Here is a 15,089-nt window from a genome sequence, read left to right on the forward strand (position 1 = left end):
CGGATTGCCGAAAAACTGGCGTAAACTGCCGTAATTGTTATAGTTCGCCGGTGGGACTTGCTTAATTCTTAAACAATCCTTTCGGACCCGCGCCTCCAAGAGAGAGAAAAAAGCGGGAGAGGGAAAAAGCAGCAGCGGAGGAATTTCATGAGCGTTGCCGAATCAAATCTGCCGGAAGGCGATAGCGCGTCCATTTCCGCCTCGATCCGCCAGATCGTGGACCGCCAAAAGGCGGCGCATCTGGCCGAAGGCGCCCCCAGCGTCAAGCGCCGGAAGGATTGGCTCGACCGGTCCATCGCGCTGCTTGTCGATAACCAGAAAGAAATCGTTGAAGCGCTCGCCGCCGATTTCGGCCATCGCAGCCATGAGCAAACGCTGCTCACGGATGTCATGGGCTCCATCGGGCCGCTGAAACACGCCAAGGCGCATATGGAACAGTGGATGAAGCCGGAAAAGCGCAAGGTGCAGTTCCCGCTCGGTCTCTTCGGCGCAAAGGCGCGGGTGGAATATCAGCCGCTCGGCGTGATCGGCGTGATTTCGCCGTGGAACTTCCCGGTGAACCTGACGATGGCACCGCTTGCCGGCATCTTCGCGGCAGGCAACCGCGCCGTGATCAAGCCGTCGGAATTCACCCCGGCCACGTCCGAGCTGATGAGCCGGATGTTCCGCGAAGCTTATGACGAGACCGAAGTCGCGGTCGTCACGGGCGGCCCGGCGGTCGGTGAAGCATTCTCGCGCCAGCCCTTCGATCACCTGATCTTTACCGGCGCCACCTCCATCGCCTATCACGTTATGCGCGCGGCGGCGGAAAACCTCGTGCCGGTGACGCTGGAGCTGGGCGGCAAATCGCCGGTCATTATTTCCGACAAGGCGCCGATGGAAGACGCCGCGGCCAAGGTCATGGCCGGCAAGATGATGAATGCAGGCCAGATCTGCCTTGCACCCGACTATGTGCTGGTGCCGGAAAACAAGGTCGAGCAGTTCATCACCCAGGCGACTTCCGCCGTTACGAAAATGTATCCGACGCTGAAGGACAATCCGGATTACACGTCGGTGATCAACCAGCGCCACTATGACCGCATCACCTCTTATCTCGATGATGCGAAAACGAAGGGCGCGCGGATCGTCGAGATCAATCCGGCCAATGAAGATTTTACCCAGCAGCCTTACAACAAGATCCCGCCGACGCTGGTCATCAATCCGACCGACGATATGAAGATCATGCAGGAAGAGATCTTCGGCCCGCTGCTGCCGGTGAAAGGCTACAAGAAGGTCGATGAGGCGATCGATTACATCAACGCCCATCCCCGTCCGCTCGGGCTTTATCACTTCAGCCCGGACGAGAACGAGCACAAGAGTGTGCTGGAACGCACGACCTCGGGCGGCGTAACGCTGAACGACGTGATCATGCATGTGGCTCAGGAAGACCTGCCCTTCGGCGGCGTCGGTCCGGCGGGCATGGGCTCTTATCACGGGGTCGATGGTTTCCGCACTTTCAGCCATGCCAAGGCGGTTTACACGCAGGCGAAAGCCAAATTCATCGTCGAGATGATGCGCCCGCCCTATACGGAAAAAACGCGCAAGTTCCTGGCAAGCCAGATCAAGCGCTAAACTGTTTCGGTGGAAAGAAAAAGGGCGGCCCTTGAGGCCGCCCTTTTGTTTGCCGGAAATGTCAGGGGAGTACCCGGCAGTGAAAGCCTATCTGATGCCGAGACGGCGGATGGCCGAGGGCGTATAGCGGTTTTCATCCAGCTCATTGGCGAAGAAGTTGATCGCCGGTTCTTCGTTAATGAGGCCGCCCGCGAGATAGCGTCCATTGGTCAGGTCGTAATAGGTGGCGGCAATGCCGGCGCAAAGCGGCACTTCGTAAGCGGTGATGGGGAAGTGCTCCTGCACGCGCCAAAGCTGCCCGCGTGTGTCGTAAAGTTCGGCGGCGACGATATTCCAGGTATCTTCCTGCAGGTAAAAGCGGCGGCGCTGATAGACGTGGCGCGTGCCGTCTTTCAGATTGGCCTCGATCACCCAGACCCGGTGCAGTTCGTAGCGCGAATGTTCCTGGTTGATGTGGCGCTGATTGAGAATGTCTTCGTATTTCAGCTTGTCCGACCCCAGATCGTAATTGTTGTAGGGCACATAGGCTTCCTGCTTGCCGATCACCGTCCAGTTATAGCGGTCGGGCGAGCCGTTATAGCCGCCGAAACTGTCCACAGTCGTCATCCCGTCCGAGTTCGTGCCCGGATTGTCATAGGCAATGTCGGGCGCACGGCGCACCCGGCGCGTGCCGGGGCTGTATTGCCAGGCAAGGCGGCCCTGCTTGGCCATGTTGATCGTTTCATGCACGAGCGTCACATTGCCCGCGCGCCGGGCAGGGGCGACTGTGTGCGCGATATATTTCGCCCAGATATTGTCGAGCTCTTCGGCGGATTTTTTGCTCGGATCGTTCCAGGCGACAATGGCCTCGTCCTGCACCGTATAGATCGTGTAATCCCCGCCCTGGGTCGGAATGGCGGCCGCAAACTGGCGCGTTGCCTTGTGGTTGATGAACCCGAGCATATGGTTCCAGATAATCTCGAGCGCATTGTTGGGAATGGGGAAGGGTTTGCCCATGATCGCCTGGCTGACGCCGTTCCCGCCTTCCGCTAGCAGCCCCACCTTGGCGTTGCGCCGGTTGGCCTGATAGACGTGCTCGGGCAGCGCGCAGGTGCGGTGCGTCGGGAAGACCTTCATGAAATAGGTATCGCCGTAATCTTTAAGCAGCGCCTTATGCGTGCCCGTCAGCTTGTCCGCATATTGATCCATGTTCTCGCGGGTGATGCGGAAGAGTTCCTTTTCATCACCGAAAGGATTGAGGTGATGCATCCCCACTTCATAGCCAAGGCCCGCAGGCGGCGTGGTCAGCCCGCCGGTCCAAGCGGGGATGCTGCCATCCGCATTGCCGGCCTTTTCCGAGCCCATGGGCGTTAGATCCTGGCCGAGCCTGGCGGCAACCGGGTCGGGCACTTCGGCAAGCGCTGCAGAAGTGCCGAGAGCGAAGCCGGCGCATAAGGCGCCGGCGCTGAGCAGGCTTTTCCAGCCTGTCCGTGTTGATAAGCGCACGATGAACTCCTCCCTATATAGTAAGGATACTTTACTATGAGACGGCTAGAATGACCACTCCATTCCGCGACGCGGCTGGCTCGTGCCGCAGCAAGAAACGCCCAAAACGCAAAAAGGCGCCCGGATGAGCGCCTTTTTCTGAACTTTAAGAGGAAGCTGCCCCCGTTAAGCGTTGACCGCTTTGCGTACCGGGCGAAGCAGGAAGGCCGGCGTGTGATCGCCAAGACCGACTTCCTTGTTGCCGCCGCCGGACTGCTTGCCGGAGGGTTTATCGCCGCCGCGTCCGCCGCGCCGCCCGCGGGACTTCTCACCGCTAGCTTTTTTTGGCGCATCCTGAGCAGCCTCGGGAGCGGCTTCCGGGGCCGCTTCTTCAGCAGCCGGAGCGCTGTCTTCTTTTGCCGCCTGCCGGGGCTTGCGGGTCCGGGTTTTCTTTTCCGGCTTGGCTTCGCCGGTATCTGCATCCTGGCCTGCGTCCTTCGCGGCGGCTTTTTCCTTGGCAGGTTTTGCCGGGGCCTTCTTGGTGCCGCGTCCGCGTCCGCCGCGGCGCTTGCCGCCTTCCTGCAGAAGCGTTTCTACGTCTTCCGGCTCGAACTGGCCGTCCCGCTCGATCTCGCTCTGGATCAGGCTTTCGATGGCCGCCACATATTTCTGTTCTTCCGGCGTTGCCAGCGTGAAGGCCTGGCCGCTGCGTCCGGCGCGGCCCGTGCGCCCGATCCGGTGCACATAGTCTTCGGCATGGGTCGGCACGTCGAAGTTGAAGACGTGGCTGACATCGGGAATGTCGAGACCGCGTGCCGCAACGTCGCTGGCGATGAGATAGGTCAACTCGCCATTGCGGAACTTATCCAGCGTCTGCATGCGCACATGCTGGTCAAGGTCGCCGTGCAGCGAACCTGCCGCATAGCCGTGCTTCTTCATCGAACGGTCGAGTACCGCCACGTCGCGCTTGCGGTTGCAGAAGATGATGGCGTTCTTGATCGGGTCCTGCTTGTCGATGATCTGGCGCAGCGTCTCGCGCTTATCGTCCTTGGATGTATAGACGAGGCGCTGCGTGATCGCGGCCGCCGTCGAGGACGTGCGCGCCACTTCGATCTTGACCGGATTATGCAGGAACGTATCCGTCAGGCGCTGGATTTCCGGCGGCATGGTGGCCGAGAAGAAAAGCGTCTGGCGTGTGAAGGGCAGGAGTTTGCAGATCCGCTCAAGATCGGGAATGAAACCCATATCCATCATGCGGTCGGCTTCGTCCACCACGAAAATCTGCACACCGTTCAGCAGCACTTTGCCGCGCTCGAAATGGTCGAGCAGGCGGCCCGGCGTTGCGATCAGCACGTCGACGCCGCGGTCCAGTTTCTTTTCTTGTTCGGCGAAGGAAACCCCGCCGATCAAAAGCGCCATGGAAAGCTTGTGATACTTGCCATAGGTCTCGAAGTTTTCCGCGACCTGGGCGGCAAGTTCGCGCGTCGGCTCGAGAATAAGCGAGCGGGGCATACGTGCCCGCGCCCGGCCGCGCGAAAGAATGTCGATCATGGGAAGCGTGAAAGAGGCGGTCTTGCCCGTCCCCGTCTGGGCGATGCCCAGAATGTCCCGCGCCTGCAAAGCCTTCGGGATGGCTTCGGCCTGAATTGGCGTAGGTGTTTCGTACCCCGCCTCGGTAACTGCCTGTAGGACTTTAGGGCCTAGCCCTAGTTCATCAAACTTCATGCACGCTTGGTTTTGTTTCCGCTTCACCGGCCGGAAAATCCGGATTTTACCGGGTGAGCTGCCGTCGGCCAAAAAGGGACGGCTCGTGGATTTGCCGCGACCATAGAAGATATCGACAACTTGTCAACAGCGCCCACAGGGCCGGTTTAGCTATGTTGCCCGCTGTGGCCAATTAGGCCCACTGCCGATTTTCTGTGCCCGGAAAACCCGCGCCGGGAGTTGGCGCGGGTCCGCCTCAAATATCCAGATTAGTGGCGAATTCGGCGTGTTCCTGAATGAACTGGAAGCGCAGTTCCGGTTTGTTGCCCATCAGATGCGTGACGGCGCGCTGAGTGTCCTCGCGTTCTTCTTCCGGCAGCACCACCTGGAGCAGGGTGCGGGTGTCCCGGCGCATGGTGGTCTCTTTCAGCTGGGCTGGCAGCATCTCGCCCAGCCCCTTGAAGCGGCTCACTTCGATCTTGGCGCGGGAGTTGAACTCCTTGGCAACCAGCGCGTCCTTATGCGCATCGTCGCGCGCATAAAGGGTCTTGCCGCCCTGGGCGAGCTTGTAAAGCGGGGGCACGGCGAGGAACAGATGCCCCTCGCGGATGAGCTGCGGCATCTGCTGATAGAAGAATGTGATGAGGAGCGAGGCGATATGCGCCCCGTCCACATCCGCGTCCGTCATGATGATGATCTTTTCATAACGCAGGTCTTCGTCGCGGTAATGGCTGCCGGGCCGCACACCGAGCGCCTGAATGAGATCGGCAAGCTGCTGGTTCTGCGCCAGTTTGCCTGCCGTGGCATTGGCGACATTGAGGATCTTGCCGCGCAGAGGCAGCACCGCCTGGCTTTTGCGGTCTCGGGCCTGTTTGGCGGAGCCGCCGGCGCTGTCGCCTTCCACGATGAAAAGCTCCGAGCCCGCCGCGCCGGACTGGGCGCAGTCGGCGAGCTTGCCCGGCAGGCGCAGCTTGCGCGTGGCGGTCTTCCGGCCGATGTCTTTTTCCTGTTTGCGTTTCAGCCGCTCGTCCATCCGGTCGAGCACCCAGTCGAGCAGCTTGTTGGCCTGCTGGGGCTGGGCGGTCAGCCAATGGTCGAAATGGTCGCGGATGGCGTTTTCAACGAGGCGCGTGGCTTCGCCCGTGGACAGTTTTTCCTTGGTCTGGCCGACGAATTCCGGCTCGCGGATAAAGACCGAGAGCATCGCCCCGGCGGAGGTGAGCACATCATCGGCGGTGAGCCCGCTCGCCTTCTTGTTGCCGGCAAGCTCGGCATAGGCTTTCAGTCCCTTGGTGAGCGCGGCGCGCAGGCCTGCCTCATGGGTGCCGCCTTCGGGCGTCGGGATGGTGTTGCAATAGGAATTCGTGAAACCATCCGCATCGCCGAACCAAGTCACGGCCCATTCAACCGTGCCGTTCTGGCCTTTCTTGGAAACCTTGCCGGTGAAGGCCTCGTTTGTGACGGTCGTATAGCCTTCCGTCTGGCTCGCCAGGAAGTCGCTGAGCCCGTTCGGAAAGCAAAGCACGGCCTCATGCGGCGCGCTGCTTTTCGGCGGCAGCATCTCTGCAGGGCATTTCCAGCGGATTTCCACCCCGCCGAAGAGATAGGCTTTCGAGCGCGCCATGCGGTAAAGCCGCTCGGGCTGGAAGGCGGCGTCCTTGCCGAAAATCTCCGCATCGGGGTGAAAGGTCACGGTCGTGCCGCGCCGGTTCTTCACGGCGCCTTTTTTCTGCAGCTTGCCTTTCGGGTGGCCGCGCTCGAAGCGCTGCGCATAAAGCTGCTGATCTTTTGCGACTTCCACTTCCAGCCATTCGGACAGCGCGTTCACCACCGAAACGCCCACCCCGTGCAGGCCGCCGCTCGTCTCATAAGCATCGCCGCCGAATTTACCGCCCGCATGGAGCGTCGTCATGATGACTTCGAGCGCCGACTTGTCCTTGAATTTGGGATGCGGGTCGATGGGGATGCCGCGGCCATTGTCGGAGACTTTCAGCGAGCCGTCTTCCAGAAGCTCCACCTCGATGCGGGTGGCATGGCCCGCCACCGCCTCGTCCATGGAATTATCCAGCACCTCGGCGAAAAGGTGGTGCAGCGCCCGCTCGTCCGTGCCGCCGATATACATGCCCGGCCGCCGGCGGACCGGCTCCAGCCCTTCCAGAACCTCGATGTCCTTTGCGGAATAGGCATCGCCCTTGCCGGAAGTTTTCGCGCTTCCCGCATTCCCTTGCGTCTTCTGCGCCGCCTTCTTTTTTGCCGGTGCTTTTGCATCGCCGGCAAAGAGATCGGGCGCCTCGGTTTTACGCCGGGAAGAGGGTTTGGAAGGAGCCATGAACGCGAACCTTGCTGCGGCCTAAAGGAAAAGTTGAAAGGAGGGGCAGGCGGAAGCCTGATCCGTCCAGCTTAGTTGATTCTTGCGAGATTCTGGAAGCGGTACCCTGGCATCCGCCATGTGTCCAGGGTAGGTTGCGAGCAATGGAAATTTCATGCTGGGCGAACCGGCAGAATCTAGGGAAGAACCCGATGGGCATGATCGAAACCCCGCTGACGCTGCCTTGCGGCGCGGTACTGAAGAACCGCCTGGTCAAGGCGGCGATGACCGAAGGCCTCGCGGATCAGTGGAACCGCGCGACGCCGGAACTGGCCACGCTTTACCGGCGCTGGGCGCAGGGCGGGGCGGGCATGCTGCTGACCGGCAATGTGCAGGTCGACCGGCGCTATATGGAGCGGCCGGGCAATGTCGCGATCGACGGCCCCCAGTCCAATGAGGCGATCGCCGCGCTGCGCGCTTATGCCGAAGCGGGCACGTCGGGGGGCAATCATCTCTGGATGCAGATCTCCCATGCCGGCCGCCAGACCCCGGCGCTGGTCAACACGACACCGGCTGGTCCCTCCGACAAGGGGCTCAACATGCCGGGCGGCCAGTTCGGCAAGCCGCGCGCCTTGAGCGGTGAGGAAATCTGGGACGTGGTTGCCCGCTTTGCCCATACCGCCCGCATCGCGAAGGATACGGGCTTTACCGGCGTGCAGATCCATGCCGCCCATGGCTATCTTCTCAGCGAGTTTCTATCGCCGGACGTCAACACCCGCACCGATGAATGGGGCGGCAGTCTGGAGAACCGCGCGCGGTTGCTCCTCGAGGTCGTGCGGGCCGTGCGCAATGCGGTGGGGGAATATTTCCCGATTTCCGTGAAGCTGAATTCCGCCGACTTCCAGCGCGGCGGTTTCTCGCATGAAGAATCTTTGAAAGTCGCCAGCTGGCTGAATGAGGAAACCGTCGATCTCTTGGAAATTTCCGGCGGCACTTACGAGCAGCCGCGCATGGTCGGCGCCGATGACATGACGCTGTCGCCGGACAAGGCAGAAAAGCGCCGGGAAAGCACGCTCGCCCGCGAAGCCTATTTCCTGGAATACGCCAAGGACATTCGCAAGGTCACCTCCATGCCGCTCATGGTGACGGGCGGCTTCCGCAGCGCGGCGGGTATGAACGCGGCGCTGGAAAGCGGCGAGGTGGATGTGGTGGGGCTCGGCCGCCCGCTCTGCGTCGATCCCAATGTGCCGGCGAAACTGCTCTCGGGGGAGATCAGCGAAACACCGGCTTTCGAGAAAACCTTGAAGATCGGCCCCTGGCTCTTGGGGCCCCATAGCCCGATCAACCTCATCAAGGCGCTGAACGGTTGGGGTCAGCAGGGCTGGTTCTGCCTGCAGCTTATCCGCATGGGACGGGGGCTCGACCCCGATACGGGCATGGGCGTCTTTTCCGCCTTCCGCAATTACCAGCGCAACGAGGAAATGACGGCGACGAAATTGCACAAGGCTGGATAGGAGCCGCATATGTGGCGCAGCACCGTCAGATGGGAAAGTTGGTCCGGTGACGGGCACGAGCATCTGACGATCGAGCAGTTGTCCGATGGCTATCTCGCCCGCTCCGTCCTTCTGGGCGCCGTGGAGGGGCAAGCCTTCGGTCTGCACTACACGCTCCGCTGCGATGCCGCCTGGCGGTTCCGCAAGCTCGACTTGGCAGCGGTCGATACGGGCCGCAAATATACGCTGGAAAGCGATGGCCACGGGCATTGGCGCGATGAAACCGGTGAAACGCTGCCGGGGCTTTCCAGCGCGGTCGATGTCGATCTTTCCTTTTCCCCTTTCACGAACACACTGCCCATTCGCCGCTTGCGCCTGGAGGAAGGGGAGGCGGCGGATATCGTCACCGCTTATATGGCTTTTCCCGGTTTCGGCGTGTCGCCTGACCCGCAGCGCTATACGTGTCTGAAGAAGGACGCGCTTTACCGTTATGCCTCGCTCGATAGCGATTTCACCCGCGATGTCGAGGTGGACGGCAACGGGCTTGTCACTCTCTATCCGGGGCTTTTCAAGAGAACGGCGTGATAATCGAGTAAAGGAAAGGGGAGCATATCAAGCAACCCCGTCAAGCAGGATTTCATCCCTGCACGGGGTTGCTGTCTGGTTGTGCCCTCTGGCACCTGCCCTGACTTATAAGCCGGGCTATTTCTTCGCAGGATAGGCTGTAACCAATTATTTCCCGGCAGGGGGAAGCGTAAGGTCTCTCTCGCGCTATCTGGCCTAAACTCCTTTGCTTCGCTGCCGCGGATCGTCACCGGTCCAGCTGTCTACGCGATTCACTTCTCTATTCAATTGTCACCGCCAATGAACGTCGGTGGAGCCAACTTTGTAAACCTCCTTAGGTTCGTTGACGCCCTTTGAATGTAGGTAGGGGCTTTCTTTCTGTCAATAATTATCGTGCAAAATCAATGAGTTAGCAATGCTGACCTATCGCGGAATATAGTCTCTACGTTATTTGTCCTTATACGGAATATGCGGATAAGAAAAAGGCCGGAGCAGAGCTCCGGCCTCGATCTTCGTCCTGCGGAAAACTTAGCAGGAATAGTACATGTCGAACTCGACCGGGTGCGGCGTCATTTCGTAACGCTCGACTTCTTCCATCTTCAGGTCGACATAAGCGTCGATCTGGTCGTCGGTGAAGACGTCGCCCTTCGTCAGGAAGGCACGGTCCTTGTTCAGGGACTCGATCGCTTCACGCAGGCTGCGCGCAACGGTCGGGATGTCCTTCAGCTCTTCCGGGGGAAGCGCGTAAAGGTCTTTGTCCATCGGCGCGCCCGGATCGATCTTGTTTTCGATCCCGTCGAGGCCGGCCATCATCATCGCGGCGAAAGCGAGATAGGGGTTGGCCGTCGGATCGGGGAAGCGGATTTCGATACGCTTGGCTTTCGGCGAGTTACCGTAAGGAATACGGCAGGAGGCCGAGCGGTTGCGCGCCGAATAGGCCAGCAGCACCGGTGCTTCATAACCCGGGACCAGACGCTTGTAGGAGTTGGTCGAGGGGTTGGTGAAGGCGTTCAGCGCGCGGGCGTGCTTCAGAATACCGCCGATATAGTGCAGGCAGGTGTCCGACAGGTCGGCATATTTGTTGCCGGCGAAGAGCGGCTTGCCGTCTTTCCAGATCGACTGGTGGCAGTGCATGCCCGTGCCGTTGTCGCCGTAAACCGGCTTCGGCATGAACGTCGCGGATTTTCCGAAAGCGTGCGCCACGTTGTGGATCACGTATTTGTAGATCTGCAGGTGGTCGGCAATCGTCGTCAGCGTGGAGAACTTCATGCCGAGCTCGTGCTGAGCGGCAGCCACTTCGTGGTGGTGCTTTTCGACGACGACGCCCATTTCGGCCATCACGGACAGCATTTCCGAACGCAGGTCCTGGCCGCTGTCGATCGGGTTGACCGGGAAGTAGCCGCCCTTGGTGCGCGGACGGTGACCCAGGTTGCCGATTTCGTAATCGGTGCCCGTGTTGGTCGGCAGTTCGACGCTGTCGAGGATGAAGCCGGTGTTGTAAGGATCGCTGGAGAAGCGCACGTCGTCGAAGACGAAGAATTCGGCTTCCGGGCCGAACACGATCGTGTCGCCGATGCCGGTTTCCTTCAGATAGGCTTCGGCGCGCTTCGCCGTGCCGCGCGGGTCGCGGTCGTAAGGCGTGCCCGTCGAGGGGTCGAGAATGTCGCAGAAGATCGCCAGCGTGGTCTGCGCATAGAACGGGTCGATCGTCGCCGTCGAGCAGTCCGGCAGAAGCAGCATGTCCGACTCGTTGATCGCTTTCCAGCCGGCGATCGAGGAGCCGTCGAACATCGTGCCTTCGGCAAAAAACTCGTCGTCGCAAAGCGACACGTCGAAGGTCACGTGCTGCATTTTCCCGCGGGGGTCGGTGAACCGCAGGTCCACATACTTCACGTCTTTTTCTTTAATCAGTTGCTGAACAGCTTTGCCGTCGGCCATTTTCTCTTTCCCTGCTGTCTTCGGTTAATTGACTTCAAACTTGGGTGGGGGATGTCCGTTGGGTACCACCCTGCCTATTGGGGGGGAGCCGGTAAACGGGCATGTTGCCCGAAGCACCTCAGATGGCTTCCGCCCCGGTTTCGCCTGTGCGGATACGAAGGGCTTCTTCAACATTGGAGATGAAGATCTTCCCATCGCCGATACGGCCTGTGCGTGCTGCCTGCTGAATGGCTTCCACGGCTTTATCCACCATGTCGTCGTTCAGCACCACCTCAACTTTTACTTTGGGCAGAAAATCCACCACATATTCTGCGCCCCGGTAAAGCTCGGTGTGGCCTTTCTGCCGGCCGAAGCCCTTGGCCTCCGTCACGGTAATGCCCTGCAGACCAACCTCCTGAAGCGCTTCTTTCACTTCATCGAGCTTGAAGGGCTTGATGATCGCCTCAATTTTTTTCATCTCTATCCATCTTTCTGTTGGGGGCGAGTGCCCGCCGCGCTCATTGAATAGCAGACCTCGTGCCAACCCTTAATCGAGCGAAAACATTAACAAAATCAGAAGGATAGCTTTTGGATGCGGCGGCGTGCCCAAATTTACGCCAGCCTGCAAGGCTAATTAATGAGCAAAATGATCAAAATATGTGCAGATCGGCAGACTTGTTGGCAGGCACGGGCTTTGTCACTCTCTGCCGGCACAGCCGGAGCCTGAACCCAAAGGACGGCAAACCGGCGCGGGAACCAAGGGAGCGGGCGCAAATGCGCGCAGTAAACAGACTTTTCGAAGCGCAAGGCACGACGATTTTTGCCGTCATGTCCCAATTGGCCGGGGAGCACGGGGCGATCAATCTGGGCCAGGGCGCGCCCGACGATGAGGGGCCGGAAGACCTGCGCCGCCGGGCGATGGAAGCCATCGAAAAAGGCCCCAACCAGTATCCGCCCATGATGGGCGTGCCGGAGCTGCGTGAGGCCGTCGGCGCCCATGACAACCGCTTTTACGATCTGAATGTGGATTGGCAGCGCGAGGTGCTGGTAACGGCGGGCGCTACGGAGGCGCTGGCGGCCGCGCTGATGGGCCTCCTCAATCCGGGCGATGAAGCAATCCTGATCGAACCGGCCTATGACAGTTACCGGCCGATCATCGAGGCGGCGGGGGCAACCCCCGTCAACGTGCAGCTGCGCGCGCCGGACTGGAAGCTCGATGAAGAGGCACTGGCGCGGGCGTTTTCTTCAAAGACCAAGCTTCTCGTCTTCAACTCGCCGATGAACCCGACCGGCCATGTCTTCTCGAAGGCCGAGCTGGAGGCGATCGCCGCGCTTGCGCGCAAGCACGACATCTATGTCATCTGCGATGAGGTTTATGAGCATCTCATCTATAGCGGCCATGAGCATATTCCGCTGATGAGCCTGCCGGGCATGCGCGAGCGCTGCGTGAAGATCGGCTCGGCGGGCAAGACATTCTCGCTGACCGGCTGGAAGATCGGTTACATCACCGCGCCGGAAAACCTGATGGGCGTTATCGCCAAGGCGCATCAGTTCATCACCTTCACGGTGCCGCCGGCTTTCCAGTATGCGGTGGCCTGGGGGCTGGGGCAGGACGATGCCTATTACCGGCATCTGGCCGAAGACTTGGAGCGCAAGCGCGATCTCCTCAGCAAGGGGCTTGCCGAGGCGGGGTTTGCGGTAACGCCGGCGGAGGGCACCTATTTCGTGACCACGGATATCCGCGCGCTCGGCTACAAAGGCACGGATCTCGATTTCTGCCGTGAACTGACGACCCGAACGAAAGTCGCGGCCATTCCCATCAGCGCTTTTTATGCGCCGGATTCGCCCAACGTCCCGCAGACGCTGATCCGCTTCTGCTTCTGCAAACAGCCCGCTTCGCTGGAAGAGGCGATTGCCCGGCTGAAAGAGGTGAAGCGGAAAGTGGCTTAACAGCAATGCCGCCCCTTTGTCGCCCCGCGGCTTGATCGCGGGGCCACGTGTTTATGCGTTCGACATGTTCCGCAACTTTTCTTGATCGTCATGGCCCGGTTTAGCCGGGCCATCCACGGAGACCTACTGAAGCGCCTGAAAATGCCTCCGTGGATGCCCCGCATAAAGCGGGGCATGACGGCTGAAGTAAGGCTGCCGCTGTGCTATCAAGCTTGCCGCGGGATGACGAATAACGAAGTTTTAAGCCGCCGTCAGCGTCTGGCTCTGGCGCCAGCGTTCAAGGTCGGCCCGGTTGTCGTGCTTCCAGGGATGGAAGCCGGGCAGATAGAAGGCAGCAAAACGGCCGGCGCATTTGCGCAAGACGCCGGGCTTGATCCACATAAGATCGAAGACATTCCACCAGGCTTTTAGCGAGCGCTGCTTGCCGTCTTTTTTCAAGAGCATGTAAATGCAGCGGACCATGAACCAGGAAAAGAGCACGGTGGCGAGGTTCATGGCGTGGATGCGGCGGAAATAGGCGCTGGGGCCGGAGGCGACGGAGAGATAGACGTCGAAGGCGACGCCCTTGTGCTCGGTCTCTTCGGCAGCGTGCCACATCCACATGTCGAACTGTTCGTCCGGCGCGTTGGCTTTCAGATATTCTGGCTCTTCCAGAAGCCGCCCGGCCATCATCGCGGTGTAATGCTCGATGGCGCAGGTCATGGCAAGGCGCATCATGGGCGAGCGCTTCTCGCGCAGTTTATCCATGTAAGCCACGAAAGGTTTTTCGCAGGCATCCACATCGACGCCCAGCGCTTCCATTTCCTTATTGTAGGAATGGTGCTCGCGCATATGCACCGCTTCCTGGCCGACAAGGCCTTTCACTTCCGCCTTGATCTCGGGATCGGCAATGTCGTTTTCATAATATTTGACACTGTCGATCACCATCTTCTCGGCATGGGGGAAGATGATGGAAAGCGTGTTGTAAAAGGCGGTGATGCCGGGATCGCCGCCATACCAATAGCTCTTCAGGCTGTCCGCCAGGTCGTGGCGGACATTGCGTACCGGTATATCGACAAGACCATGCAGCGCTTTTCTCATCGGTTTGGCCCGCTTTGCTTGAGGTTCCTGAGCCATCTGGCTTGGCGGGCAGGATAACGCAGGCGTGAGCAAAATGAAAACTGTACAATAAGACGCAGGTCTTGCCCCGGGGTGAGAACCGTGAGGCGGGGCGGGGCCTAAGCCGCCGCCCGCCGTCCGGCCCGGAAGGGAAGGCCAAGAAAGCCGCGCCGCTTGCGGGGTTTCTTTTCCTCCGCAATGCCCAGATGCCGGGCCACTTGGTCGGCGCCGCCAATATAGGCCCCGTCGATCCAGACCTGCGGCGTCGTGATCGGCGTCTTCGGTCCGACGATGGGCTTCACCCGCGCGAACATTTCATACATGGCGCCGGGATTGGCGACGACATCGTGATAGGTGAAGGCGATGCCAGCATCCTTCAGATAAGTTTTCGCCCGCTCGCAATGGGGGCAATTGTCCTTGCCGAAAAGCCGCGTGCCGGTGACGGCAAAGCGTTTCGTCGCCTCGGCCATGACTTTCTCGGCGAGCACGCCGCGGTTCAACGCTTCGCCCTCGGCCACGACTTCCTTTTCCACCACGGTAATGGGCGCATGCCAGGCGCCTAGGCGCAGCGGCTTCCACCATTCGCTCAGCCATTCGCGCACATCGAGTTCAACGGGGACGCCCGCCAGCTCCTTCTCGATCGTGTCCTTGGCGATATCGACGGTGACGGCGCATTCGCCGCAGGGGATCTTGATCTTGAAGGGACCCCATTTACCGGCCCAGCGGTAAACGGTGATGCGGATGGGCTCGGGGGAGGGGCCGGAGGTGGTGTGAGAGGACATCGAGGGGGCTCCTGTCGCTTTCGCAAATATGGTTAATGACGGTTATCCATGTACATGAGCCGCGGCCTGTGGATAAGGGGGGCTGACGCGCATGTGAGCCGGGTTGATGGCACGCGAGCCCGGCGCGGTCTTTCGCAAAGTAAGGCGGACGCAGCGTCCTTCGGCGCCATCTGGACAGGCCCGCGCCAGCCGTTAAGG

The 15,089-nt window shown here is 60.2% G+C and carries 11 protein-coding genes; 4 read left to right on the forward strand and 7 right to left on the reverse strand.

Translation table 11 applies throughout. From position 1 onward, the window contains the following. Positions 1-147 precede the first annotated feature (147 nt). Positions 148-1,611, forward strand: a complete 1,464-nt coding sequence (locus tag ACOQOT_RS06550; RefSeq protein ID WP_420561540.1) for a coniferyl aldehyde dehydrogenase — start codon at positions 148-150, stop codon at positions 1,609-1,611. 87 nt (positions 1,612-1,698) lie between these two features. Here ACOQOT_RS06550 and ACOQOT_RS06555 read toward each other — a convergent pair whose 3' ends face one another. The 3 genes from ACOQOT_RS06555 to parE all read right to left on the reverse strand — a co-directional run bounded on the left by ACOQOT_RS06555 (position 1,699) and on the right by parE (position 7,108). Then, a complete protein-coding gene (locus tag ACOQOT_RS06555; protein WP_420561541.1) occupies positions 1,699-3,096 on the reverse strand; it encodes a DUF1329 domain-containing protein in 1,398 nt (465 codons plus the stop codon). Positions 3,097-3,261: 165 nt separating this feature from the next. After that, the gene (locus tag ACOQOT_RS06560) at positions 3,262-4,800 is read right to left on the reverse strand and encodes a DEAD/DEAH box helicase (protein WP_420561542.1); all 1,539 of its coding nucleotides are present in this window, start codon (positions 4,798-4,800) and stop codon (positions 3,262-3,264) included. Positions 4,801-5,035: 235 nt separating this feature from the next. Beyond that, on the reverse strand, positions 5,036-7,108 hold the full coding sequence (gene parE / locus ACOQOT_RS06565; RefSeq protein ID WP_420561543.1) for a DNA topoisomerase IV subunit B: 2,073 nt from the start codon (positions 7,106-7,108) through the stop codon (positions 5,036-5,038). 143 nt (positions 7,109-7,251) lie between these two features. On the opposite strand from parE, the gene ACOQOT_RS06570 reads away from it, so the two are divergent. Both ACOQOT_RS06570 and ACOQOT_RS06575 read left to right on the forward strand, forming a co-directional pair. Beyond that, positions 7,252-8,601: an NADH:flavin oxidoreductase/NADH oxidase family protein gene (locus ACOQOT_RS06570; protein ID WP_420561544.1), complete on the forward strand. Its 1,350-nt coding sequence runs from the start codon at positions 7,252-7,254 to the stop codon at positions 8,599-8,601. Between the two features lie 9 nt (positions 8,602-8,610). Continuing rightward, positions 8,611-9,165: a putative glycolipid-binding domain-containing protein gene (locus ACOQOT_RS06575; protein WP_420561545.1), complete on the forward strand. Its 555-nt coding sequence runs from the start codon at positions 8,611-8,613 to the stop codon at positions 9,163-9,165. A 507-nt stretch (positions 9,166-9,672) separates the two neighbouring features. Here the strand turns inward: ACOQOT_RS06575 and glnA are convergent. Continuing rightward, a complete protein-coding gene (glnA, locus tag ACOQOT_RS06580; protein ID WP_420561546.1) occupies positions 9,673-11,082 on the reverse strand; it encodes a type I glutamate--ammonia ligase in 1,410 nt (469 codons plus the stop codon). A 118-nt stretch (positions 11,083-11,200) separates the two neighbouring features. Continuing rightward, entirely contained in the window at positions 11,201-11,539 is a 339-nt protein-coding gene (locus ACOQOT_RS06585; protein ID WP_045444108.1) for a P-II family nitrogen regulator, read from the reverse strand. A gap of 296 nt (positions 11,540-11,835) precedes the next feature. On the opposite strand from ACOQOT_RS06585, the gene ACOQOT_RS06590 reads away from it, so the two are divergent. Continuing rightward, positions 11,836-13,011 (forward strand): aminotransferase, encoded by a 1,176-nt coding sequence (locus ACOQOT_RS06590; protein WP_420561547.1) that lies wholly within the window; start codon positions 11,836-11,838, stop codon positions 13,009-13,011. Between the two features lie 240 nt (positions 13,012-13,251). On the opposite strand, the gene ACOQOT_RS06595 is transcribed toward ACOQOT_RS06590, so the two are convergent. Both ACOQOT_RS06595 and ACOQOT_RS06600 read right to left on the reverse strand, forming a co-directional pair. Beyond that, entirely contained in the window at positions 13,252-14,091 is an 840-nt protein-coding gene (locus ACOQOT_RS06595) for a metal-dependent hydrolase (RefSeq protein ID WP_420561548.1), read from the reverse strand. 137 nt (positions 14,092-14,228) lie between these two features. Beyond that, positions 14,229-14,891 (reverse strand): glutaredoxin family protein, encoded by a 663-nt coding sequence (locus tag ACOQOT_RS06600; RefSeq protein WP_420561549.1) that lies wholly within the window; start codon positions 14,889-14,891, stop codon positions 14,229-14,231. Positions 14,892-15,089 lie beyond the last annotated feature (198 nt).

The organism is Tepidicaulis sp., from assembly GCF_965222285.1.
In the GTDB taxonomy this organism is placed as follows: Bacteria; Pseudomonadota; Alphaproteobacteria; order Parvibaculales; family Parvibaculaceae; genus Tepidicaulis.

Excerpts from the sequence above, each read along its gene's own strand:
- parE (WP_420561543.1), bottom strand. The coding sequence starts at position 7,108 with ATGGCTCCTTCCAAACCCTCTTCCCGGCGTAAAACCGAGGCGCCCGAT.
- ACOQOT_RS06585 (WP_045444108.1), bottom strand. The coding sequence starts at position 11,539 with ATGAAAAAAATTGAGGCGATCATCAAGCCCTTCAAGCTCGATGAAGTG.
- ACOQOT_RS06595 (WP_420561548.1), bottom strand. The coding sequence starts at position 14,091 with ATGAGAAAAGCGCTGCATGGTCTTGTCGATATACCGGTACGCAATGTC.
- ACOQOT_RS06600 (WP_420561549.1), bottom strand. The coding sequence starts at position 14,891 with ATGTCCTCTCACACCACCTCCGGCCCCTCCCCCGAGCCCATCCGCATC.
- ACOQOT_RS06575 (WP_420561545.1), top strand. The coding sequence starts at position 8,611 with ATGTGGCGCAGCACCGTCAGATGGGAAAGTTGGTCCGGTGACGGGCAC.
- ACOQOT_RS06550 (WP_420561540.1), top strand. The coding sequence starts at position 148 with ATGAGCGTTGCCGAATCAAATCTGCCGGAAGGCGATAGCGCGTCCATT.
- ACOQOT_RS06570 (WP_420561544.1), top strand. The coding sequence starts at position 7,252 with ATGGAAATTTCATGCTGGGCGAACCGGCAGAATCTAGGGAAGAACCCG.
- glnA (WP_420561546.1), bottom strand. The coding sequence starts at position 11,082 with ATGGCCGACGGCAAAGCTGTTCAGCAACTGATTAAAGAAAAAGACGTG.
- ACOQOT_RS06560 (WP_420561542.1), bottom strand. The coding sequence starts at position 4,800 with ATGAAGTTTGATGAACTAGGGCTAGGCCCTAAAGTCCTACAGGCAGTT.
- ACOQOT_RS06590 (WP_420561547.1), top strand. The coding sequence starts at position 11,836 with ATGCGCGCAGTAAACAGACTTTTCGAAGCGCAAGGCACGACGATTTTT.